The sequence below is a fragment of the Streptacidiphilus carbonis genome, from assembly GCF_000787775.1.
GTDB lineage: Bacteria > Actinomycetota > Actinomycetes > Streptomycetales > Streptomycetaceae > Streptacidiphilus > Streptacidiphilus carbonis.
This window is the reverse complement of the sequence record NZ_BBPM01000078.1, coordinates 1-22,443: the sequence shown is the minus strand read 5'-3', so window position 1 is coordinate 22,443 and position 22,443 is coordinate 1. Positions and strand designations below refer to the sequence as shown.

The following is a 22,443-nucleotide window of genomic DNA, read 5'->3' as shown; positions in this document are numbered from 1 at the left end:
GCGTTAGTGAGTGTTGAGGAATATTCCCCCGAAGCGCGTGACCGGTCAAGTGGAACCGCGGATTTTCCTCCACCGTGGAGTCTTGCCCCCTCACTTTTCCACGGCTAGCGTTCGCGTCACGCTTGTTGAGCGGTCTACTCAAAGTTGAGGAGAATGCGGGTCACATCGTGGGTGTTCGCGAACCCGTCGGCGCACGCTCGGGAAGCGTGACGTTCCGTCTGGTCTACAGATTCGGCTGCCTCCTGCTCGGCTGGCTGCGCCTGCCGGCCCACTCCTCCGCGGCTGAGGATGTCGAGATACTGGGACTCCGGCACCAGCTGGCCGTCCTGCAGCGCAGCAGCCCCAAGCCCGCCTTCACCGGCGGGGACCGTGCGGTGCTCGCCGCCCTGCTTCGGCTGCCGAGCCAGCGTCACCGTTCGGCAATGAAGCTGCTGGTCACCCCGTACCGTGCTGCGCTGGCACGCCAAGAATGAACAATCGGAGCGCGGTCGTCACCGCAGTCCTCGCGGTTGCGGGACTGTCGGCGACCGCGTCGACCTCCACGGCCCGCGCCGCGACCTCGCAGACGACGGCCTGGAGCAACGGCACGTTCGCCGAGAACACCCAGGGCGTCGTCGATAGTTCGGATGTGGTTCGGCCGGCCGAACCACCGGGCCGCGCAGTCGATGGCGCTGGGCGATGGCACGCTCGGAGTCGCGGCGTGGCCTCGTCTTCGAAGGGGAGGTAGACAGCGAGCGCCGCCGCAGGGCTTCCGCGGACGGCGACGTCTCCTTCGCCAAGCCGGCCATGGCCTTCGTAGTTCATCCCTTGACGCTGCCTGCGGACAGTCCGGCACGCCAGAAGCGTCCGAGTGCCAGGAAGGCGATGACGAGCGGGAGTACCGAGAGGAGCGAGCCGGTGATCACGACGTTGTAGGTGGTCTGATCCTTCTGGGTGAACCACTGGTACAGGCCGAGGGTGATCGGGTAGAGCTTCTGGTTCGAGAGCATGACCAGGGCCAGGAAGAAGTTGTTCCAGGCGGCGACGAAGCTGAACAGGAACACCGTGACCAGCGCGGGCCGCATCATCGGCACCACGATCTTCGTGAAGATGCGCAACTCCCCCGCGCCGTCGATCCTGGCGGCCTCGAGCACGGTGTCAGGGATGGCATCCTGGGCGTAGACGCGGCTCAGATAGACCGCGAAGGGGCTCACGACACTCGGGATGATCACCGCCCAGTAGGTGTCGACGAGATGGATCTTCGAGAACATCAGGTAGAGCGGAACAGTCAGCAGCGAGGACGGCACCAGGACGCCGGACATGATGAATCCGAAGACCACGCCCCTGCCGCGGAACTCGAACTTGGCCAGCGCGTAGCCGCAGGCGGACCCGAGCACGGTGGCTCCTATGCCGCTCAGGCCCGAGTAGATGGCGCTGTTGAGTATCCATCGGCCGTACAAGCCGCCGCCGAAGCTGAACACGTCCTTGACGTTCTCGACGAGATGGAGTCCGGCGAACCAGAATCCGTTGGATCCGAACAGCCCGGAGTTGGTCTTGGTCGAGGAGACCAGCAGCCACCACACCGGAAGCAGGAAGTAGAGCGCCGTGAGGGCCAGCACGCCGTTGAGAACGAGCCGGGAGCTGCGCTTGACGCCGACCGGGCGCGCCGTCCGACGGCTCGCGCCCGGCGGTGGGGAAGCACCCTGCCGCCGCGGCACAGGTGCGGTCCCGGTGGGCACGGATTCGGGTGCCGTCTTGCCGATCATGCGTCCGCCTTCCTCATGGTGAAGCGGTAGTAGACGACCGACAGCACGCCGGCGAGCAGCGCGACGACGATCGAGCCCGCCGAGGCCACGCCGCTGTCGCTGTTGGAGAACGCTGCTGTGAAGGCGTACATGGTCGGGGTGTAGGTGCTGCTCACGCCGAAGGAGATTCCCTGCAGGACCGTCGGCTCGGTGAACAGCTGCAGCGTGCCGATGATGGACAGCACGCCGGCCAGGACCAGGGCGCGACGTACCGCGGGAACCTTGATGCGCCAGGCGATCTGCCATTCGCTCGCGCCGTCGATCCGCGCCGCTTCGAACAGTTCCTGCGGGATCGTCTTGAGCGAGGACAGGATGATCAGCATGTTGTACCCGGTGTACGTCCAGGTCGTGATGTTCGCGATGGACCACAGGACAAGGCCGGGGCCGAGCAGGTCGGGGTGCAGGCCGATGACGCCGAGCAGCTTGGTGTACGGGCTGATCTGCGGCAGGTACAGGTAGGACCAGAGCAGCGCCGCGACGACGCCGGGGATCGCGTACGGCAGGAAGAAGACGGTGCGGAACGCGGCCACCCCCCGCGCGGCGATCGAGTCCAGGGCGAGAGCCAGGGCGAGTGCGGCGCAGAGCATGAACGGGACCTGCACGATCCCGAACAGGAACACCCGCGCCATGCCGTGCCAGTAGTCGCCGCTGTGCAGCACGGTGGAGAAGTTCGCGAAGCCGACGAACCGCGAGGTGATTCCCCCCAGACCGAGCGGGCCCGAAGCCCGCTCCGCGTAGAGGCTCTGGATCGCCGAGTAGACGATCGGGGCGGCGAACACGAGCAGGAACAGGGCCAGGAAGGGGCCGACGAACAGCGCCACCACGCCGCGTTGGCGCTTCACAGCGGTCCGCCGCGGCGCGCGCTCGGGTCCGGTCGTCCGCCGGGTCAGGGCTGACATCGTGCTACCTCACTCTCACTCGGTCACTTCGTGGTGACGGAGATGCCCTTGGACCGCAGGGCGCTGACAGCCGTCTGCTGCACGGAGGAGAGCGAGGCCGTCAGTGTGGACTTGTTCAACGCCACGCTCGACAGTTCATTGCCGAGCGCGGTGTAGACCTGCGTCTGGACCGGACCCCAGTTCCAGTTGTGGCTCACCTCGTTCGCGGACTGCTTGAATTCGCCGTAGATGTTCTGGCCGCCGTAGAACGCCACGTTCTGGTTGACGACCGGGTAGTCGAGCGCCGTGGTCGAGGCGGGGTAGAGGCCGCCGCCGGAGGGGCTGGCCAGGATGTTCATGCTCGCCTGCGAGGTGTCGAGCCAGTTGGCGAACTTGAGCGCGGCCGCGACGTTCGAGCAGCCCTTGAGGACCGCGACGGCCGAGCCGCCGCTGTTGGCGGTGGCCGGGGCCGAGGTGTTGTAGACGGGCATCTGCGCGACCCGCCAGTCGCCGGACTCGGAGGCGACGTTCTGCGCGATCAGCGAGGCGTTCCAGGCCGCGCCGATGTAGGACAGGACGGTGCTCTTCTGCATGTCCTGATAGAAGGTCGGGGCCCAGCGGTCGACGATCTTGATGTCGCCGGAGTTGATCAGCCCCTGCCAGTAGGAGGCGACTTGCTGCGTCTGGGAGCCGGTGATGTCGGAGACCCAGGTGTTGCCCTGGGTGCTCCACCAGGTCGCACCGTTCTGCCAGGCCAGTGCCTGGAACATGCCGGGGTCGTCGGGCGAGAGCGTGCCGAGCACCGCGGACGGATCCTTCTGCTTGATCTCTTGCGCGTCGGCGGCGTACTCGGCCCACGTGGTCGGCACTGCAATGCCGTACTTCTTGAACAGGTCGGCGCGGTAGTAGAACACGGTCGGTCCGGTGTCCTGCGGCATGCCGTACGTGTGGCCGTCCGCCTGCATCTGGTTCCACGCCCAGCCGAGGTAGTTCTGCTGGTATTGGGCGGCCCGGCCGGTGACGTCCTGGAGCAGGCCGTCGGCCACGTAGCTGAGCATCGAGTCGTCGCTGACCTGCGCGAGGCATGGCGCGTTGCCTGCCTGAACGGCCGCCTGGATCTTCGTGGTGGCCTGGTTGGAGACGATCTGCGAGTAGTCGACGTGGATGTTCGGGTTCTGCTGGTTCCAGATCGCGATCGCCTTGTCCATGTCCGGCACCCACCCCCAGTACTGGATGGTGACCGGGCCGCTGCTGGCGGAACCCGGTTTCGCCGGGCCCGAGGAGGAGCTGCAGCCGGCGACGGTGGCGCAGGCACAGGCCATCGCGGCGAACGCGGCGAGTGCTCTCGGGGAGGTGCGGGTGACGTTCATTCGGGATGGCGTTCCTTTGCGTGTCGGTGGGAGGGAGTACTTGCGGCCTCTGGAGCTCTTTCCTGGTGGGGAGGTCCGGCTACGGTCGCGGCAGGGACGTGAACGTGGCGCTGAGGGTCAGCGGCTCGGGGTAGAGGCGGTAGCGCTCCAGTGGAGCCGGACCGCAGGAAGCGGAGCCGAGTCCGTCCAGCGCCGCGTCGAGGGTGACGACGGTGTGCGGGCCCGGGACGAGGTCGTAGGTGTGGCGGGCGCTGTCGAGCTGTTCGGAGGTCCACGGCCGGGCAGTGAAGCCGAACGCACTGCGCGCCTTGATACGCAGTCCGTGTCCTGAGCCGTCGACGAGATCCAATCGCCGTACTCCGGGGCGGGAGCCGTTCTCTTGCGGGTACGGATACGGGGTCTGCAGCTCGCGGACGGTGGCTCGGAACTCGCCGAGGCGCGGCGCGTGCGAGCTGTCCGGGTAGCCCTCGCCCGGCCCGTAGCCGTACCAGGCCACTGAGTCGTACCGGGCCGGCAGCGCGAACCGCACTGCCGCGCGCGGCCACGTGGTCGGCCACGAGCCGTACGGTGTGATCGCCGCTGTCAGGCTCACGGAGTCGGCCGTGGGCTGCCAGGTGAATACGGCGGCGACGCCGAAGGCGCGACCGGGTGGAGCGCTCCGAACTTCGACCCGCACTACGTCGTCGGCCAGATGCACGTACCTGGTGTCGTGCTGCACGATGTCCAGGCCGGCGGCCCGCCACGCGTCCTGCTGGCTGAACGCCTGCCCCAGACCGATGTCGTTGCTGGTCGGCGCACGCCAGAGGTCTATGCACGGCGAGGTCGGGAACCTGATCGGGCCGAGCGTGGCCAACTCGCCGGTTTCCGCGCGGAACGTCGCCGGACCGAGGGTGATGTGTTCGGCGCTCGTGTCGCCTCCGGGCGCGCGCTGCGGCGGGACCGTTGTCGTGGTGGCGAAGCCATCCTGCTCGATCTGCGCGGTCCGCGAAGCGGACAGGACCTGCTGAGCCCAGGCGACTTCGTGGCCCTTCGCAGCCCATACTTCATCGGCGGCGGTCACGGCGCGTACCGTCAAGGCGAGTTCGCCGGAGTCCGAAGCGTGCTGGATGGCCGGCAGCGCGGCGGCTGCGGCGTCTCCGGCCGGGACGGGCCCGAGTGCGAGAAGGCCGCCCTCGACGACAACGCCGTCCTTCGCCAGTTCCCACACGCACTCGAGGCCGTCGAGGCTGCGGAAGTCGTGCAGGTTGCGGACACGGACGAGGCCGGCGTCGGAGTCTATGTCGATGCGGACCGGTTCGAAGACCTTCTTGAACTCCAGCAGGCCGGGTGACGGCGTGCGGTCGGGGAAGACGAGCCCGTCGAGGACGAACGGGCCGTCGTGGATCGGCTCGCCGTAGTCGCCGCCGTAGGCGTAGTAGTCCGTTCCATCGGTGTGTGTGGCCGCCAGGCCGTGATCGATCCACTCCCACACGAAGCCGCCCTGGCAGCGAGGGTACTTCTCGTAGACATCGCGGTAGTCGCTCAGGCTGCCGGGCCCGTTGCCCATGGCGTGCGCGTATTCGGTGTGCAGGAACGGAAAATCGCGGCGCGCGACATCGAGTGCACTGTCGTGCTGCGCGCTCTCGTCGATGCGATCGGCCCTCATGCCGATCCGCTCCACCTCCTCCACCGACAGGTACATCAAGCCCAGGACGTCGACGTAATCGCAGGCGCGGTCGTCCGCGTAGTGAAGCGGCCGGCTGCCGTCGCGCTCACGGGCCCATTCGGCCATCGCTCGCAGGTTCACGCCGGTGTGCGCCTCGTTGCCCAGCGACCACAGAATGACGCTGGCATGATTCTTGTCGCGCTCGACCATGCGGCGCATCCGGTCGAGAAAGGCGTCCCGCCACCGCGGATCGTCGCTCGGATTGCCCTGCCATTGCTGATGGACGTAGCCATGGGTCTCGAGGTCGCACTCGTCCATGACCCAGAGCCCGTACTCGTCGCACAGATCGAGGAACTCCGGTGAAGGCGGATAGTGGCTGGTGCGCACCGCGTTGACGTTGTGCGTCTTCATCAGCCGGACGTCCTGCTCCATGACTTCGCGACTGAGCGCGCGGCCACGGTGCGGGTCGAACTCGTGCCGGTTGACGCCGCTGAAGGTGATCGGGCGTCCGTTGACCGTGATCAAGCCGTCCACGACACGCACGGTCCGGAAACCGATCCTCAATCGCCGCGTCTCGGCGCGCGTCGAGACTTCGAGGTCGTACAGCCGCGGAGTCTCCGCCGTCCACGGCTCCACCGCAGCGACACGTACTTCCTGCCCGGTGCCGGCTTCCACACCGAGATCCGCGATACGCACGACCGCGTCCCGCGCGTCGGTCTCCACGCGCAGGGTGCCCGAGCCGTCTTCGTGCTCGTAGTCGGCGTGGACGAAGACGTCCCCCACTCCCCCGGCCGGACGCTCGAGCAGTGTGACGTCCCGGAAGATCCCGGCCAGCCACCACATGTCCTGGTCCTCGAGGTAGCTGGCTCCCGACCACTGATGCACCCGGACGACCAACTCGTTGGTGCCGTCGCGCAGCTGGGCCGTCACGTCGAAGTCCTGTTGCAGACGACTGCCGCGGGTCACGCCGAGTTCGTGGCCGTTCAGCCACACCCGGGCCGTCGACTCGACTCCGTCGAATCGAAGCACGACGCCCGATCCGGCCCACTTCCCGGCCCAGCGGAACTCCCTGACGTACGTGCCGGTCGGATTGGCGGTGGGGACGGACGGCGCGGCGACCGGGAACGGGTAGTACTGGTTGGTGTACCAGGGCTTGCCACGGCCCTGGAGCGCCCAGTGCCCTGGCACGGCGATCTCCGGCCACTGCGCCGCGTTCCGCAGGTCGGCCCGCTCGGCCGCCTCCAGCGCGCTCTGCGCGTAATGGAAGCGCCACGAGCCGTTCAGACTCAGCGACCTGGCACTCGTCGCGCCGGACGACCGCGGCGGAAGCGTCCCTTCGGACGGGCGTACGGACTCGATGTACGCCCACCGGTCGTCGTGGTCGTGGCCGGGCTCCGTCATGGGCCCGGGGCTGGTACGCAGCTTCATGAACCTCGCCGGTCCCTTCTCCGTTCGCACCGATGCGACATCCGCGTCGCTACGTGAACGTTCACGAAACCGTAGGGAGGCCCTCGTGGCGCTGTCAAGGGGTGCGTAGCAGGGCCGGATCTCGATCCGAGCACGGAGCGAGGATGCCCGGACGCTAGGGCCGTGCCCCCGCCCGCCCGCCGACCGTGCTCCGGCCGCTGGTCAGGCCGACTCTTTCCACAGCGGGCGCGGCACCATCACGTGCCGCCGCGAGACGACCTGGTGCTCGGCGCCGAGCGCGTCCTCGACGATCGCGAGGGCGGCCTCGGCCATCGCCCGGCGGTCGATGGCGAGGGTGGACAGCAGCGGGCTGACCGCATCACCGAGCGAGAGACCGTCGATGCCGACGATGCGCAGCCGCTCAGGAACGGCGAGGTGGAGCGCGTGCGCGGCCTGAATCGCACCCAGCGCCATCAGGTCGTTGAAGACGATGACCGAGTCGACGTCCGGATGCTCGGCGACCATCCGCTGCAGGGCTTCGGCACCGCCGACGATGCTCTCCGCCCCGACCGCGACGCATTCGGCGCAGTCCGGCGCGAACTCCTCGAAATAGGTGCGGCGCGGCGAAGGAACGTAACGGCCTTCGGCGCGCAGCGAGTAGTCGGAGTCGATCATGCCGATGCGACGGCCTCCGCGAGCACGCAGTTCGCTGAGCAGGATCTGCATGCCCAGCCGCATGTCCATCTCGACCGAGTGCACGCCTGGCCGGGTCGCCGGCCGTTCCAGCATCACGAGGGGCAGCCCGGCCGACGCGGCGATGAGCGAGTCCTCGGCGCCGTCGAAGTGCCCGACCACCGCGTCCACCTGCGTGGAGAGAGTTTCCAGGGCATCGGTCTCGGTCAGGTTCGCAGGCGAGGTCATCACGACCTGCCATCCGCGAGTCTGGGCGCACTCGAGGAAGTCGCCGGCCATGTCGGTGAAGTACGGATTGCGGAAGGAGGCCACGACCAGGCCCACCGCCATCCGCTTCTGGCGTGCGACGAAGTTGCGGGCGAACCTGCTGGGCCGGTAGCCGAGGTCGGCCACGACCCGCATGACCCGGTCCCGGGTCTCGGTGCTGATGCCGCTCTGCCCGTTCATCGCCCGGGTCACGGTCTGCCGGGAAACGCCCGCTGCCGCTGCGACATCCAGGATCGTCGCGCGGCGTCCGGATGGCTTCTGTGTGGTCACACCTCTCCTTGTGGGCCGATCATAGCGGGCCCGCGGGGGCCGGGGACCGCCCGGGCACTTGCGTGAACGTTCACGAAACAGCAGAATCGCCAGCACCCGCGTGGACGCGCAGCCCGAACCGCCCATTTCTCAGGAGCCCCAGTGCACGTTCTCCGGTACGACCGGCCGGCCCGGGAATGGACCGAGGCCCTGCCCATCGGCAACGGTTTCCAGGGAGCGATGCTCTTCGGCGGCACGGCCGCCGAGCGCCTGCAGATCAACGACGGCACCGCATGGTCGGGCAGCCCCGCGAGCGAACACCTCGCTCCTGTCGTACGCGCCGGGGACGCGCGTGCCGCCCTCGCCGAGGCCCGGGTGGCTCTCGCAGCGGGCCGCCCGGCCGAGGCCGAGACACAGGTGCGCCGACTGCAACACCGCTACAGCCAGGCGTTCCTGCCGTTCGCCGACCTCGAACTTCGCATCACCCCCGCCGGAGCCAGCCGCTGGCACCGGGCCGCCGAGAACTACGAGCGCTGCCTCGACCTGGACTCCGCCCTGCACCGGGTGCGATTCACACGCGACGGCATCACGGTGCGCCAGGACGCCTTCGCCAGCTCGCCGGACCGCGTCGTGGTCCACCGCCTGCGCACCGACGCGCCGATGGACATCACCGTGACCCTCACTTCGCCACTACGCACCCTGAGCTGGTTCGGGCCCGGCGGCGTCGACGCGGCGAGCGCGTCACCGCTCGAGCTCGGCCTCTTGCTTCAACTGCCCAGCGATGTGGCTCCGCCGCACGAGAACACAGCCGATCCGATCTCCTGGGATCCGACGCCGGGAGCCAGCCTGCGCGGGGCCGTCACGCTCGGCCTGCGACACGACGGAGCGGCGCCGGCCCCGCAACAACTGTCCTCAGCGACCCTGATCCTGCATGCGGTCACCGAATGCGACATCGTCATCGGCACGGCAACGACCTTCGCCGGCATCGGTCGCGCTCCGGAAGGGGACGCCCACACAGCCTCCTCACACGCCAGTGCGGCTGTGCGCGGGGCCTTCGCGCGCGGTCTCGACGACGTCCGCCGCCGGCAGGTCGCCGACCACCAGGCGCTGTACCGGCGAGTGCGCTGGCAAACGACCTCGGAGGAGGCCGACGCCAACGCCGAAGTCCAACCGCTGGACGCACGGCTCACCGCGGCCAACGGCACCGGAAGCCACCCCCTCGCGCACGACCACCGGCTCGCACCATTGCTGTTCCACTACGGTCGGTACCTCCTGATCTCCTGCTCGCGTCGCGGCGGGACCGCGGCGAACCTCCAGGGGATCTGGAACCAGGAGCTGCGTCCGCCGTGGAACTCCAACTACACGACCAACATCAACCTCCAGATGAACTACTGGGGCGCGGACGTCGCGAACCTGCCGGAGACGCTGCCGCCGCTGGTGGATCTGATCACCGCACTCAGCCGCACCGGACGGGAGACTGCGCGGCGGCTGTACGGAGCCCGCGGCTGGGTCGCGCACCACAACACCGATATCTGGGCCTACAGCCAGCCGGTGGGCTTCGGCCACGCCGATCCGAGGTGGGCCTTCTGGCCGCTCGCGGGCCCTTGGCTGGTCCGGCATCTGCAGGAGCATCTCTCCTTCGGTGCCCGATCGGCGTCCTCGCCCGAGGCGTTCGCCCGCGACGTGATCTGGCCGATCACCCGCTCGGCCGTCGAGTTCTCACTCGATTGGCTCATCGAGTTGGACGACGGAACGGTCGGGACTGCTCCGTCGACGTCGCCGGAGAACACATATCTCGCCCCGGGCGGTGCGGCAGACGGCGAGGCGATAGCGGTGTCCCGATCCTCAGCCCTCGACGTCAGCCTCGCCCGAGAGCTGTTCGGCTCGCTCATTCAGCTCGCCGACGAGCACGGATACGAGGACGAAGTCACCGCGCGCGCCCGGAAGACCATCGAGCGCATCCCGGGCCCGTCGCTCGGCCGCGACGGCACCATCCGCGAATGGCTCGACGACCCGGTCTCCGAAGACCCGCGGCACCGCCACCAATCCCATCTCTACCCGCTCTACCCGGGTGCTGGGGGTCTCTCGCCCGAACTGCTCGGGGGCGCCGCGCGCAGCCTGGATCTGCGCGGGGACGAATCCACGGGGTGGTCGCTGGTCTGGCGCATCGCACTGCGGGCACGGCTCGGCCAGCAGGACGCGGTTGAGCGCCTGCTCGCCCTGCTCTTCCGGGACATGGCGACGGTTCGCGGGGAGTGGTCCGGCGGACTGTATCCCAACCTCTTCGCCGCTCATCCACCGTTCCAGATCGATGCGAACCTGGGGTACCCGGCGGCCATCGCCGAATGCTTCGTGCAGAGCCATGACGGACGGATCAGCCTGCTGCCCGCCGTCCCGGAGCAGTTCGCCGCCGGAACCATGAAAGGCCTGGTAGCCCGACCCGGCGTGCAGGTCGATGTGCGGTGGGGGCCCGCGGTGCCCGGCGAACGGCGGGAACTGGTCTCGGTGCGGCTGTCGCCGCTGACCTCCGCGAGCCGCGGCACGCATCGTGTCGTCTACGGCGCCGCCACCTGCGTGGTCGACCTGACGGACGGACCCGTGATGCTCGCGGCAGGACCCTCAGACACGCTGCGCAGGCTCCGCGGTGCTTTCCCGCTCGATGAGGAGGGGGCGTAGCAGGGAGACAGCGTTGGCGGGTGGACGCCGCTCGGTCACGGCGCGCAGTAGCAGGTCGACGGCCTGCTGTGCCATTTCGCGCTTCGGGATCGCCACCGTGGTCAGCGCCGGATGAGCGTGGCCGACCTGGGCGATGTCGTCGAGCCCGACCACGGAGACGTCTGCCGGCACGGATCGTCCGCACTGCCTGACCGCCTCGAGCACGCCGAGCGCGAGGATGTCGTGGGTGGCGAAGATCGCCGTGGTATCGGGCTGCTGTTCCAACGCGTCCTCGGTCGCGGTGAAGCCGCCCTCCGGCGAGGACTCCGGAGCTTCCACGGTGAGCCCCGTATCCGTGCCGGCCTGAGATCCGGAGAAGCCGCGCCAGAAACCCTCCGCGCGCTTGGCATGGGCGGGCAGTTCTGTGATCACCGCCGCACGGGTGTGCCCGAGCTCGCGAAGATGGCGCCCGGCCAGGAAACCGGCGTGCTCGTAGTCGATGGTGACGACCGGCAGCGTGTCCGGCAGGTCCGTCTCCCAGGCGCACAGGGCGACTGGGAACTTCGCGTCATTGAGCAGCGGGAGATGGTCGATCAGGTCGCGGTCCCCGGCGATCAGCAGCGCGTCGACGAACCGGCTCGACAGGCTCGCCAGGTTGCTGCGGGCGCGCTCGCCGTCCGATCGGGTCGTGCACAGCAGCAGGTGGTAGCCGTGGGCCTGGAGCACATTCTCGACCTCTTCGACCACCTCCGAGTAGAACGGGCTGGCGACTGTGGGCACGAAAAGCCCCACGGTCTGCGTCGAACCGGTGGCCAAGGAGCGAGCGACCAGGTTGGGCGTGAAGCCGAGTTTGTCGATCGCCTTGCGCACCCGTGCCTCGGTGTCCGGTCGCACCCGGCTGCGGCCCGAGACGATGTTGGACACTGTCTGCTTGCTGACCCCCGCGAGGGTGGCCACGTCCTGCATCGTCGCCACAGCCGGTGCACACATCCTTCGTTCCAGGGGGAAGGTTAAGTTTACCGGTCAATTTACGCGGCGCCAACGGCGTGCGCAACTTGCTGATCCTCCGGCCTGAGTGGGCCTGGGTGGGCCTGGGAGCACCGCGACGTCTCCTGGTGTGGGTGCCGCAAGGCGCGGCCCCACGTCAGGAGACGTCACGTCACCGGATCACTGCTCGGTCCACAGCTGACTGCCCGCGTTCGTGCAGGACTGCAGCTGCAGCTTGGTGCCGTTGGCGGTGCCGGCGCTCGCCGGCCCCAGGCAGAGACCGGAGCCGCGGTCGATGATCTCGCCGCCGTTCGCGATGCCCCACTGCTGGGTGGCGCTGTCCGAGCAGGCCTCGATCACGACTGCGGTGCCGACCGTGGTTCCCCCGGCGGCGGAGTCCAGGCACATCTGGCTTGCGCCGGGATACACCTGGAGTTCGCCGTCGGACGCGCGCGTGTACTGCTGGTTGGCGCCGCCGTTGCACGACCAGAGGTCTGCCTGCGTGCCTGCGGCCTTGTTGCTGCCGGGTACGTCCACGCAGCTGCCCGAGGCGGCGGTGTTCACCAGCGCACCGTAGTTGTGCGGAGCTGGGACCACGGCCACCGAGATGTCGTCGCCGTATCCCGTGGCGGTGTTGCTGGACGGGTTCCAGAGGTAGATGTCCGCGCTTGTGTTGGACGAACCGGTGGTGAACGTCACCGAGCCGCCGGTGTAGCCGGTACCGCTCAGGCAGGTCCGCGTCTCGGTGCCACCGAAGTTCTTGACGCCGAGGTACACGCACTGCCCCGCGACACTGCTCTTGGCGAAGCCCTCGAGCTGGTACTTCGTGTTCGGGGACAGCCCAGGCACCACTTGTTCGGCGCCCGCACTGACACGGCCCGGCAGTTGTACCGCGTAGCTGCCGGTGTGTGCGTTGCCGGTGACGGCCGAGGCACCGCCGTAGCAGCTCCAGCCGGAGCAGTTGCCGGACTCGAAACCGGGGCTCGCGACCTGGGTGAGGGGCGCCGGGACGTCCTGCGCGCCGATGGTGTGCGGGCCCGTAGTCGTGGTCGGGTCGCCGAAGTAGTCCTGTGTACCCATCGAGCAGCCGCTGATGCCCTGGCAGATGTTCACGCCGGCGCCGAAGGCGGGCGAAGCGGCTTGCAGCGTGTCAGAACTCAGTGACCTACCGACACCGGCGTAGGCCGGGTTGTTCAGCAAGGGGTTGCTGGTGAGCGAGTGCGCGTCCTGTCCGGACGCCGCCTGGTAGGCCGCGAGTCCGGTGTAGGCCGTGCCGGCGTACGTGAAGATCGGTGTGGCACCGGTCGAGACGTAGTAGATGTTGTTGTCGAACCGCACGCTGCTCGCGACGTTCTTGAACAGGTTCGCCGACGTCGAATACACGATGTTGTTCTTGAACAGCCCTTGCGCGCCGCCTTGGGTCAGCTCCATGAACGGATGGCCGTTGGCCGGGTTGAAGTAGAACGTGTTGTTGTAGATCTGCAGGTTCTGCGACGTACCCGGCCAGATCGACATCTCGTAACTGCCCGCGTTCGACTTCTGTTCGTCGTCGGAGCAGACGTTGTAGCGGAAGACGTCGTTCACCGGCGTGTATCCGTCACCGAATACAGCGAGGCAGTAGCCGTCGTTGTTGTGGCCGTAGTTGTACTGCAGCGTGTTGTTCGAGTTGTAGTTGTCGATGTCGAACGCGCCGCCGTCACTGGTGCCCCAGGTATGGTTGTCGTAGGACTCGTTGTACTGCAGGGTGCAATTCTGGCAGTACCACTCCCACAGGCCGCTGGGCGTGCTACCGCAACTGGAGCATGCACCGGAGTTGCGCGCCACACTGTCCTGAATCGTTCCGTTCTGGGCCATCGTCAGCAGGATGCCGTCGCCTGCGACGTTGTACGCGCTGGAGTTCTCGATCGTGATGTTCTGGCCGATGGGAGTGTTGCCGGGGCTCGGCACGACGGTGCCGGGCGGGAACGCACCATAGGCGCCGGCGACGAATACGCCCTCCCCGGCCTTCGAGTCGTGCGCGGTCACGCCGTTGATCACAACGTCGCTGACCGTCTCCTGACTGCCGCGCGGGTACACGTACACCTCACCCGAGTCGCCCCGCACACTCGTGGTGCCGGTGGCGGCGGAGACGTCGAGGTTGGTGAGATTGAAGTTGGTCAGCGACGCGTTCGGCGTGCTTCCGGTGATGTAGACGCCGTAGTCCACACCGCCGGTGATCCGGAGGTCCTGAATGTTCCAGTAGCTCTGGTCGTTCAACTCGAACGCGGCAGTCGCGCCGCTTCCCGCGGCGATGACCGGCAGCGGGCCGCTGCCGTACGAGTCGACGGTGATGGGCGCGCCGCCGCTGCCGGAGCCCTGCGGCGCCAGGTTCCCGTCGCACGTCGTGCCGCGTGCGAAGAGGATCGAGTCAGCGGGCTGGAAGGTGACGGCATTGACCGAGGCGGTCGAGTTCCACGGACTCGCCTGCGTTCCCGTACCGTTGGCCGAGGCGGAGCAGTTGACGTAGTAGGTCGTTCCGGCGGCGGCCGCCGCCGGGGCCGCGACGGCGGCCACCGAGCCGACCGCGATCATCGACGCGGTGGCCAGCAGGGCAAGCGCCTGAAACCTGAGCCGGCGTAGGGACGCCCGAATTCTGGGCATGCGGATCCGTTCCTCTCGGTGCGTGCGACAGCGCGCCGCATGCGGTGCGAGCGGCTGTGCGTGAGGATGGTGCGAAGAGCCCGCCGTGATCAGAAGAGCGCGGCGGGAGATCGATCAGGCCTTCGGGCCTTCGATGAGCGCGGCGGAGATCGCCTGCGCGGCGACGGCGGTCAGCACGTAGCCGGACCAGCGGTCGAGCACGCGGCCGTCGCGTCCGATGAGCACAGTGGCAGGGGCGGCAGCGACGCCGTACCGGTAGGCCGCCGCATGCCGGGGGTCGGCGAACAGCGGCAGCGAACTGAGCTGCCAGTCGTAGACGGTGTTCTCGAGCGCGCCTTCGGACGCCGGTGTCGACGTGTCGTCCACAACCGCCACCTGAAGCCCTTGAGCGGCGTACTGCGACGCGAGGCTGACCAGTTCGACCGCCTGACTGCGCGACGGCGTGTCGGCGCTGTCGGGTTGCGTGGCGAGGAAGGAGACCAGCGTGACCTCGCCCTGTGAGGGCAAGGTCCGGCTCGAACCGCCGGCGCCCGCGTCGCTCAGCCTGACGCGGGGCGCGATCGAACCCACGGGCAAGGAAGCGAACTTCGAAGCGGACGGACGCACGGACACTGCCCCGGGCCAGAGCAATACGGCCACAACGGCGAGAAGCGCGACACCGACGACCGAGGCGATCAGCCCGGGCACCGCCGTAACGCGACGCCCGATCCCGGTCCGGGGACGGTGAGCCGAGGGCAACGGAGCGCGTGTGCGAAGAGCAGTAGACATGCTCACCTCGTAGCGAGTCGGTAGCAGCATCCAGTTTACCGGTCAACTTGCTTGTGACTGCGCTGGATGCTAGCTGCCGCCTGAGTGCCCGTCAAGAGAGGCCGAGATGCGTACTGACCTGCGCCCCATGTTTAGCATGCCGTCCGCTGGTGACGGTCGATCGATGTGGATCGGTCAACCCTGCTTCCGTGATGACGCCGTTCGCGATCCACACATGCTCGGCGCGCAGGACGCGGATCGGGGATGCCACTCATGACGTACGTGTTGTTCGGTCGGGGGACGCGGAACGTTTCGCCGGGGGCTGCCAACCACCAGTGACTTCCTTGACGGGCTTGTGGGGGAAGCGGCGACGGGCGTACTCCTGCGCGTGCGAGCCCGGCAGGACGTACAGGGTTTCCTTCTTGTCCTGGAGCGGTCGCAGCACGGTGTCCATGAAGGTCTTGCGGTCGTCCAGGTAGGGGCCGAGCACGTCCTCACCGGCGGGGCAGACGGCCAGGCAGTAACCGGACTTGTAGCCGGGCGGCGAGCTCAGGCTCTGCCACATGGAGGCATTCTCGGAATCGGTGACGCGGGAGCGGTAGTCAGCGGCGTCCTCGCTGTCGGCCACCGTCTGGGCCCAGTCGGTGAACCCGCTCATGAACTCGCGGTAGTTGTGTGTCGTGCAGGCGAGCGCGTCGAAGGCGCCGTCCTTGGCGATGGCGCCGACCGGGCAGGCGGCGACGCACAACTTGCAGTCGATGCACGGGTTGTAGTCCAGCGCCTGCCCATACGCGCTGACCTCCGCGTCCACCAGGACGGTCACGAGCAGGACGAAGCTGCCGAACTTCGGGTGGATGACGTTGCGGTGCAGGCCCATCACGCCGAGCCCGGCGGCCACCGCGACCGTCTTGTGCGCCACCACCCAGATGCGTTCCCTGGGGAAGCGGTCCATCTCCTGGGGGAAGCCCACGGAGGGATTGAGTGCGCGGTAGCCGGCGTCCTGGAGCGCCTTGGCGACGCTGCGGGCGGCGTGGTTGGCCAGTTCGTCGGTCTGGTGGAACTCCTGGTTGGCCACGCTGCGGGCGGGGGAGCGGCAGTTGTCGCGGTTCATCCGCACCGCCATCGCGATCAGGGTGCGGGTACCGGGCAGCGCGGACTGCGCGTGCTCGCGCTCACCGGCCAGGTCGGGGTGGTCCAGGCTCACCGCGGCCGCGTCGTCCGCACCGGCCGCCAGGCACAGCTCGCGCAGCCATTCCGCGTCGATCACCTTCGGCGGGCGCACCGCGTCACCGGCCCTGCGCCGGGCGAGCACTGCCTGCACCGACGGGTGAGCGGCCAGCTTCACCGGAAGCCTCGGCTCCGCCGACGGCCCCTCGGTGCCGTGCGAGGTCGTCGTCATCCGGCACTCCTCGTGAGTCTCGTCGTGAGACCCGCCCCACGGCGGGAAACCGATCAGTTTATCCACTGTAAACCGATCGGTTTTTAGATGCAAGCCCGAGGATGGGCCACCTCGGGCCTCTCCGTGGGGGCCGGCTGGGCAGGGTTCCGGGGGAACGTGCACCGGCCGGGTGCCGCCGGAGGCCGGCGGCATTTTCGGCGAGCGTACAGGTCACAGAGAGCGCCCCTACGCGCGATACGTCAGCGCATGCCCACCGCATCGAGAAGGGTGGTCACCGTCGGAGCGATAAGCCCTGTTGTCGTGTCGGCCTTGATTCCCGCGCGAGCGCTGGCGCCGTCGAAGACAAGGATCAACTGCCGGGCCAGCAGGTCCGGGTCACTCGCCCCGCCCTGCTCGGCCTCGGCACGGAAGAAGCCCGTCAGGTTCCCCTTGACCCGGTGGGCCACCCGGCTCGCGGGGTGGCTTTGGTCTTTGAGCTCGATCTGTACGGCCAGGTACCGGCAGCCCTGGAAGTCGGATGCGCCCGCCTGTGATTCCAGCTGCTCGAAGACGTGCATGATCCGCTCGCGGGGTGGACGGTTGTCGTCCGTCGCGGGAAGGAGTGTCGCCACATAGGTGGCGGCCCGTTCCTCCAGGCTCGCCGCCAGCAGCTCGTCCTTGCTCTCGAACAGCTGGTACATGGAGCGCTTGGACACCCCCGCCGCCTTGCACAGCGCGTCGACGCCGATGCTGACGCCGTCTCGGTAGGTGAGCGTAGCTGCGGCCTCCAGCAGTCGCTCTCGGGGGCTTGATTTCGCGTCGGTGGTCATAATGCGAGGTTAACTCGATTCCAGTCGATTGAAAACCGATCGGTTTATGGCGGTTGCCGGATTCATCTTCGGCGCCACCCCGAGCGACTCTGTCCGAGGGTGAACGGCTGTCGTTGACGCGTCACGGCTCGGATGTGCACAGCGCAGCGAGGGCGGGCGGACACCGGGAACCTCGGTGGCCCACGTGAGCGATCCCCCTGTTGTATGAAGGCGATCTGGATACGCGACCGACGGGCCCACCGGCTCCTACCTCAAGGCGTGGTGAGGAAAACCGTCAGGGTTCCCCGGCATGTGCCTCGTCGGCGAGAAGGCCCAGCAGGATGATGTCGAGCGCCCCGGCGAGGCGATCGTGCAGGTCGAAGGGGGCCGGTTCCTCGCGGATCCAGCGCAGGATCGTCGAGAAGTAGCAGGCGGCCAGCAGTTGGCCGGCCTGGTCGCAGTCGACGCCCGCCCTGATCTCCCCGCATTGCCGCCCTTGCTCGACGATCCTGGCGAGTTCGACGTCCAGGGACGGGTCCTGCAGGAGGTGCCCGTACCGTGCTGAGGCGTCCATCAGGACGGTGGTCTCGGCACGTGAGGCGACGTTGAGGTCGCCCATCTCCTTCAAGTAGCGGCGCAGCCGGTCGCGGACCGGCAGATCCTCGGCGTGCTCCGCGCCGAGGATCTCAGCGACGCGGGCACGGCGGCGGACTCCCCATTCCTCGAGGAAGCCGACCTTCTGCGCGAAGTGGTTGAAGACGGTCGCCCGGGCGACATCGGCGGCCTCGGCGATCTGCTCCATGGTGGTCGCCTCGTATCCCTGGTCGACGAAGAGACCGACCGCCGCCTCATACAGCTGGTCGTGCAGCTTCCGACGCCTGCGCTCCTGGCGCCCGACGGCCGCGCCGCCCTCGGGGGCGGCTGCCGCGTCCCGGATTTTCATGGCCCCCAGTACAACACAGGGCCGCACGACTCTTGACCCCGCCCCGGCGCCTATCTAGATTCATCCCCATTGCTGGACTTGAGTCCAGCAATGGACGAGAGTCTCGCACTGCTGATGGCGGGACGCTGACAAGGAGGCAATGTGGCTTCCGTGACATCCCGGACCGGCCGTGTCGAGCTCGGACACGGCTGTTACGCCTGGATCGCGGGCGATGTCGGATGGGGCATGAGCAACGCCGGGCTGATCACCGGCCGGGGCGAGTCACTGCTCGTCGACACCCTCTACGACCTGCGGCTGACCAAGAACATGCTCGACGCGCTGGCGCCGCTCACCGCTCCCGCACCGATCTCCACTGTGGTCAACACCCACGGCAACGGCGACCACTGGTTCGGCAACCAGCTCGTGTCCCACGCCGAGATCATCGCGGCCCGCGGGTCCGTGGCGGATATGCGGCAGGTGGGCCCGGCCGACATGCGGGCACTGACCGTCATGGACAGGCCCGGCGGACACTTCGCCCGCCGGATCTTCGGCCGCTTCGACTACACCGACATCGAACCCGTCCTCCCGAACCGGGTCTTCGACGGCGAGACCGTCCTCGACATCGGTGGGACGGAGGTCCGCCTCATCGACGTGGGGCCCGCGCACAGCGCCGGCGACACGATCGTCCACGTGCCGCAGGCCCGGACCGTCTACACCGGCGACATCGTCTTCGCCGGAGCAGCGCCGGTCGTCTGGCACGGTCCCTTCACCCGCTGGCTCGCCGCCTGCGACCTGTTGCTGGGCCTCGACGCCGACATAGTCGTACCCGGCCACGGCTCCGTCACCACCAAGCAGTCCGTGCGCGAGATTCGCGACTACCTCGAATACGTCCACGAGCAGGCCACCGCCCGCTTCACCGCCGGCATGCCCGCCATGGACGCGGCACGCGACATCCGCCTCGGCCGCTTCGCCGACCTGGACGAGAACGAACGCCTGGCCGTCAACGTGCACACCGTCTACCGGGAGCTCGACCCCTCACTGCCCCCGCTCGACGGCCCCGGACTGTTCGGCTGCATGGCCGAGCTCTGTCCCGGCCTCTGACGGCGCTCCCCGCACCAACGATCTCCCTTCCGTTTCCCTCGGGCCGTACGACCCGCCAACCCCTCCAAGGAGGAGACATGGTCTCCACTCCTGCCTACGACCCACAGCTCGGCGTGTCCGAGGCCGTATCGGCCGCTCCGGCCCGGCACACCGGCACGATTGCGGCCGGCTGTCTGGCCGTCTGCCTGGCCCAGATCGGTCTGGTGCTGCCCGCCGCGATCAACGGCGCGATGCAGCGCGCGCTCCAGACGTCCGGCGCGGAACTGACCTGGATCAGTGACGCCTTTCTGGTGCCTGCCGCCATCCTGGCGCTCACCTTCGGCGTCGTGGGCGACCGCTACGGCCGCAAGAAGCTCGTCGTCGGCGCGGCACTGCTGGCCGCTGTCGGCTACCTGGTGTCCGCCACCTCCGCCACCCCGGCCCAGCTGATCACCGGCCAGGCGATCTCCGGCATCGGAGCCGCCGCGCTCTTCCCCGCCTCCCTGGCGATGATCACCGCGATCACGACCACCCCGGCCGCACGTGCCAGGGGCCTGGCCTCCTGGACCGCGGCCCTGTCGCTCGGCGCGTTCATCGCCCCGCTCATGTCCGGAGGCATCGTCGAACACGCGCCCTTCCAGTGGGCGTTCGGTGTGACCGGCGTGCTCGCCGTGATCATCGCTGTGGCGGTCTGGCTGCTCGGCACCGAGTCCAGCGCCCCGGAGGGCCGCTCACTGGACTGGCCGGGGCAGATCAGCATCGCCGTGGCCCTGCTCGCCCTGCTGTACGGCATCATCCAGGGTCCCTCGGACGGCTGGGGCTCGGCCCCTGTCGTCGCGTCGTTCGTCGTCTTCGCCGCCTTCATCACCGCGTTCATCGTGGTGGAGAACCGCAGCGCCGCCCCGATGCTGAGGCTGAGCCTCTTCCGCATACCGGCATTCGCCGCGTCGGCCGCGATGGCGGTGATCGGCATGCTGGGCTTCCTCGGTGGCGCGTACGACCTGAGCATCCGCCTCGGTGTCATCCAGCACCAGACCCCCTTCCAGGCCGCGATACCAGTCATGATCATCCAAGCGTGCACGCCGTTGATCTGGCCCCTGCTGGTCCGTCTGCTGCACCGCATCGGCCCCGGGCCCATGCTCGTCACCGGCTTCCTGGCGATGGCCGCGGGTCAGTTGTGGCTGCGGTCGCTGCCGATCCACGACACCGCTCTGCTGCCCATGGTGGGTCCGCTCATCCTGAACGGCGTCGGCTTCGGCCTGGTCGTCGCCGCGCTCACCGCCGCCGCCGTCAACGTCGTCCCGCGGAACCTGACCGGCATGGCGGCGGCCACCACCAGCCTGGTCCGCGACCTGGGCCAGACCCTCGGCCCGGCCGTCGTCGGCGCCGTCGCCCTCGCCATGGCCGCCAGCCGGCTGACCGGGAGCCTCGTCCATGCCGGACTGACCCCGCAGGAGCACGGCATCGCCTCCGCCGTCCTGCACGCGGGTGGCCCGCTGGCTCTGCACAGCGCGGACCTGGGCCCACTCAGCGCCAAGCTCGCCCCCTACACCACCGATGCCCTGGCCCACGGCTACAACTACGGACTGATCCTTACCGCCGCCGCCTGCGTGACCGCCTCCGTGATCGCCGCCGTCTTCGTCGGCTTCCGACCGAGCGGCACCGCGCCGGCCGAGGCGGAGGGGAGCGCGGCGTGAAGTTCGCGAGCTTCGTCCACGACGGGAAACGGCAGTCGGGAGTCGTCGCCGACGACCAGCTCCACCCCTTCGAGCACCCCGTCGACCTGCTGGACCTGATCGTGGAAGGGGAGGAGACCCTGCGCGCATGGGGAGCGCGCGCCCTGACCGCCTCCCTCCCCGTGCTCCTGTCCGACGCGCGCCTGCTTCCTCCGCTGCAGCCGCCTACTGTTCGCGACTACATGACCTTCGAGAGCCATGTCGAGGGAGTCGCCCAGGGATACGGCGACACCGTCCCCGAGGAGTGGTACGCCGCACCGGCGTTCTACTTCACCAACCCGTACGCGATGATCGGCGCCCACGACGACGTGCCGGTACCGCCGGGCTGCGGGCGCTTCGACTTCGAACTTGAAGTCGCCGGTGTCATCGGCCAGGCGGGCCGGGATCTCACGTCCGAGCAGGCACGCGACCACATCCTCGGCTACACGATCCTCAACGACTGGTCCGCCCGCGACCTCCAGGGCCGCGAAATGAGGGTCAAACTCGGTCCGGCCAAGGGGAAGGACAGCTCCACCACCCTCGGCCCCTGGCTCGTCACCGCCGACGAACTCGAACCCCACCGTGACGCCGACGGCCTCCTCGACCTCGCCCTCACCGTCGCCGTCAACGGCGAGACGGTCGGACAGGACCGACTGAACAACATGGCCTGGACGTTCGAGGAGATGGCGGCGTACGCCTCCCGCGGCACCTGGATCCGCCCCGGCGACGTCCTGGGCTCCGGAACCTGCGGCAACGGCGGCTGCCTGGCCGAACTCTGGGGCCGCCACGGCATCCTCGAACCACCGCCCCTACTCCCCGGCGACAGCGTCACCATGACGGTCGAGGGCATCGGCACCATCAGCAACACCGTCATCGAGGGCGTCGCCCCGGTTCCTCTGCCACCAGCCCGCCGTAGGCGATAACCCCCTGTGAGATGAGCTCTGGCACCAGCCCAGTGCCGGACACCGCGTCCAGCATCCGGAGAAAGGCACGAACAACCATAAGCAACATGGGCAAGGTCATGGCCTCGGCCGCCGAGGCGGTCGCCGACATACCGGAAGGGGCGTCGCTGGCGGTGGGCGGCTTCGGGCTGTACGGCATACCCGCCATGCTCATCGGCGCCCTGCACGCCCAGGGCGCCGGCGGGCTGCGCGTCGTCTCCAACAACTGCGGCGTGAACGGCCAGGGCGGGACTATCAGATCTGCGGCTCTGTTCC

General features: G+C 68.5%; 17 protein-coding genes. 6 read left to right on the top strand and 11 right to left on the bottom strand.

Annotated features, from left to right (window positions below):
* The first annotated feature begins 206 nt into the window (after positions 1–206).
* A complete protein-coding gene (locus TR46_RS34240) occupies positions 207–473 on the top strand; it encodes a hypothetical protein (protein WP_052433354.1) in 267 nt (88 codons plus the stop codon).
* A 327-nt stretch (positions 474–800) separates the two neighbouring features.
* On the opposite strand, the gene TR46_RS34235 is transcribed toward TR46_RS34240, so the two are convergent.
* The 5 genes from TR46_RS34235 to TR46_RS34215 all read right to left on the bottom strand — a co-directional run bounded on the left by TR46_RS34235 (position 801) and on the right by TR46_RS34215 (position 8,440).
* Positions 801–1,745, bottom strand: a complete 945-nt coding sequence (locus TR46_RS34235) for a carbohydrate ABC transporter permease (RefSeq protein ID WP_042410073.1) — start codon at positions 1,743–1,745, stop codon at positions 801–803.
* A complete protein-coding gene (locus tag TR46_RS34230; protein WP_042410065.1) occupies positions 1,742–2,683 on the bottom strand; it encodes a carbohydrate ABC transporter permease in 942 nt (313 codons plus the stop codon). The genes TR46_RS34235 and TR46_RS34230 overlap by 4 nt, the downstream gene beginning before the upstream one ends.
* Before the next feature lie 23 nt (positions 2,684–2,706).
* Positions 2,707–4,032: an ABC transporter substrate-binding protein gene (locus TR46_RS34225; protein ID WP_052433353.1), complete on the bottom strand. Its 1,326-nt coding sequence runs from the start codon at positions 4,030–4,032 to the stop codon at positions 2,707–2,709.
* 79 nt (positions 4,033–4,111) lie between these two features.
* Entirely contained in the window at positions 4,112–7,078 is a 2,967-nt protein-coding gene (locus TR46_RS34220) for a glycoside hydrolase family 2 TIM barrel-domain containing protein (protein WP_042410061.1), read from the bottom strand.
* 228 nt (positions 7,079–7,306) lie between these two features.
* Positions 7,307–8,440 carry a LacI family DNA-binding transcriptional regulator gene (locus TR46_RS34215; protein ID WP_084719184.1) on the bottom strand — a complete coding sequence of 378 codons (1,134 nt, stop codon included), beginning with the start codon at positions 8,438–8,440 and terminating at the stop codon, positions 7,307–7,309.
* 15 nt (positions 8,441–8,455) lie between these two features.
* On the opposite strand from TR46_RS34215, the gene TR46_RS34210 reads away from it, so the two are divergent.
* Positions 8,456–10,969, top strand: a complete 2,514-nt coding sequence (locus TR46_RS34210; protein WP_052433352.1) for a glycoside hydrolase family 95 protein — start codon at positions 8,456–8,458, stop codon at positions 10,967–10,969.
* On the opposite strand, the gene TR46_RS34205 is transcribed toward TR46_RS34210, so the two are convergent.
* From TR46_RS34205 to TR46_RS34180, 6 genes are all read right to left on the bottom strand, one after another.
* On the bottom strand, positions 10,913–11,914 hold the full coding sequence (locus tag TR46_RS34205) for a LacI family DNA-binding transcriptional regulator (RefSeq protein WP_369406026.1): 1,002 nt from the start codon (positions 11,912–11,914) through the stop codon (positions 10,913–10,915). The two genes, TR46_RS34210 and TR46_RS34205, sit on opposite strands and share 57 nt — an antisense overlap.
* Before the next feature lie 201 nt (positions 11,915–12,115).
* Positions 12,116–14,575 carry a ricin-type beta-trefoil lectin domain protein gene (locus tag TR46_RS34200; protein WP_084719183.1) on the bottom strand — a complete coding sequence of 820 codons (2,460 nt, stop codon included), beginning with the start codon at positions 14,573–14,575 and terminating at the stop codon, positions 12,116–12,118.
* A 114-nt stretch (positions 14,576–14,689) separates the two neighbouring features.
* Positions 14,690–15,262 (bottom strand): peroxiredoxin family protein, encoded by a 573-nt coding sequence (locus tag TR46_RS34195; RefSeq protein WP_042410051.1) that lies wholly within the window; start codon positions 15,260–15,262, stop codon positions 14,690–14,692.
* Between the two features lie 331 nt (positions 15,263–15,593).
* Positions 15,594–16,721 carry a 4Fe-4S binding protein gene (locus TR46_RS34190; RefSeq protein ID WP_042410050.1) on the bottom strand — a complete coding sequence of 376 codons (1,128 nt, stop codon included), beginning with the start codon at positions 16,719–16,721 and terminating at the stop codon, positions 15,594–15,596.
* Between the two features lie 239 nt (positions 16,722–16,960).
* Positions 16,961–17,530: a TetR/AcrR family transcriptional regulator gene (locus tag TR46_RS34185; protein ID WP_042410048.1), complete on the bottom strand. Its 570-nt coding sequence runs from the start codon at positions 17,528–17,530 to the stop codon at positions 16,961–16,963.
* A 274-nt stretch (positions 17,531–17,804) separates the two neighbouring features.
* A complete protein-coding gene (locus tag TR46_RS34180) occupies positions 17,805–18,452 on the bottom strand; it encodes a TetR/AcrR family transcriptional regulator (protein ID WP_042410046.1) in 648 nt (215 codons plus the stop codon).
* 141 nt (positions 18,453–18,593) lie between these two features.
* On the opposite strand from TR46_RS34180, the gene TR46_RS34175 reads away from it, so the two are divergent.
* From TR46_RS34175 to TR46_RS34160, 4 genes are all read left to right on the top strand, one after another.
* Entirely contained in the window at positions 18,594–19,532 is a 939-nt protein-coding gene (locus tag TR46_RS34175) for an MBL fold metallo-hydrolase (RefSeq protein ID WP_042410044.1), read from the top strand.
* Between the two features lie 77 nt (positions 19,533–19,609).
* Positions 19,610–21,208: an MFS transporter gene (locus tag TR46_RS34170; protein ID WP_042410042.1), complete on the top strand. Its 1,599-nt coding sequence runs from the start codon at positions 19,610–19,612 to the stop codon at positions 21,206–21,208.
* Positions 21,205–22,149, top strand: a complete 945-nt coding sequence (locus TR46_RS34165) for a fumarylacetoacetate hydrolase family protein (RefSeq protein WP_042410039.1) — start codon at positions 21,205–21,207, stop codon at positions 22,147–22,149. The genes TR46_RS34170 and TR46_RS34165 overlap by 4 nt, the downstream gene beginning before the upstream one ends.
* Positions 22,150–22,235: 86 nt before the next feature.
* A partial coding sequence (locus tag TR46_RS34160; RefSeq protein ID WP_042410036.1) for a succinyl-CoA--3-ketoacid-CoA transferase occupies positions 22,236–22,443 on the top strand: 208 nt, incomplete at its 3' end.

Excerpts from the sequence above, each read along its gene's own strand:
- TR46_RS34235 (WP_042410073.1), bottom strand. The coding sequence starts at position 1,745 with ATGATCGGCAAGACGGCACCCGAATCCGTGCCCACCGGGACCGCACCT.
- TR46_RS34230 (WP_042410065.1), bottom strand. The coding sequence starts at position 2,683 with ATGTCAGCCCTGACCCGGCGGACGACCGGACCCGAGCGCGCGCCGCGG.
- TR46_RS34225 (WP_052433353.1), bottom strand. The coding sequence starts at position 4,032 with ATGAACGTCACCCGCACCTCCCCGAGAGCACTCGCCGCGTTCGCCGCG.
- TR46_RS34220 (WP_042410061.1), bottom strand. The coding sequence starts at position 7,078 with ATGACGGAGCCCGGCCACGACCACGACGACCGGTGGGCGTACATCGAG.
- TR46_RS34215 (WP_084719184.1), bottom strand. The coding sequence starts at position 8,440 with ATGGGCGGTTCGGGCTGCGCGTCCACGCGGGTGCTGGCGATTCTGCTG.
- TR46_RS34205 (WP_369406026.1), bottom strand. The coding sequence starts at position 11,914 with ATGCAGGACGTGGCCACCCTCGCGGGGGTCAGCAAGCAGACAGTGTCC.
- TR46_RS34200 (WP_084719183.1), bottom strand. The coding sequence starts at position 14,575 with ATGCCCAGAATTCGGGCGTCCCTACGCCGGCTCAGGTTTCAGGCGCTT.
- TR46_RS34190 (WP_042410050.1), bottom strand. The coding sequence starts at position 16,721 with ATGACGACGACCTCGCACGGCACCGAGGGGCCGTCGGCGGAGCCGAGG.
- TR46_RS34185 (WP_042410048.1), bottom strand. The coding sequence starts at position 17,530 with ATGACCACCGACGCGAAATCAAGCCCCCGAGAGCGACTGCTGGAGGCC.
- TR46_RS34180 (WP_042410046.1), bottom strand. The coding sequence starts at position 18,452 with ATGAAAATCCGGGACGCGGCAGCCGCCCCCGAGGGCGGCGCGGCCGTC.
- TR46_RS34170 (WP_042410042.1), top strand. The coding sequence starts at position 19,610 with ATGGTCTCCACTCCTGCCTACGACCCACAGCTCGGCGTGTCCGAGGCC.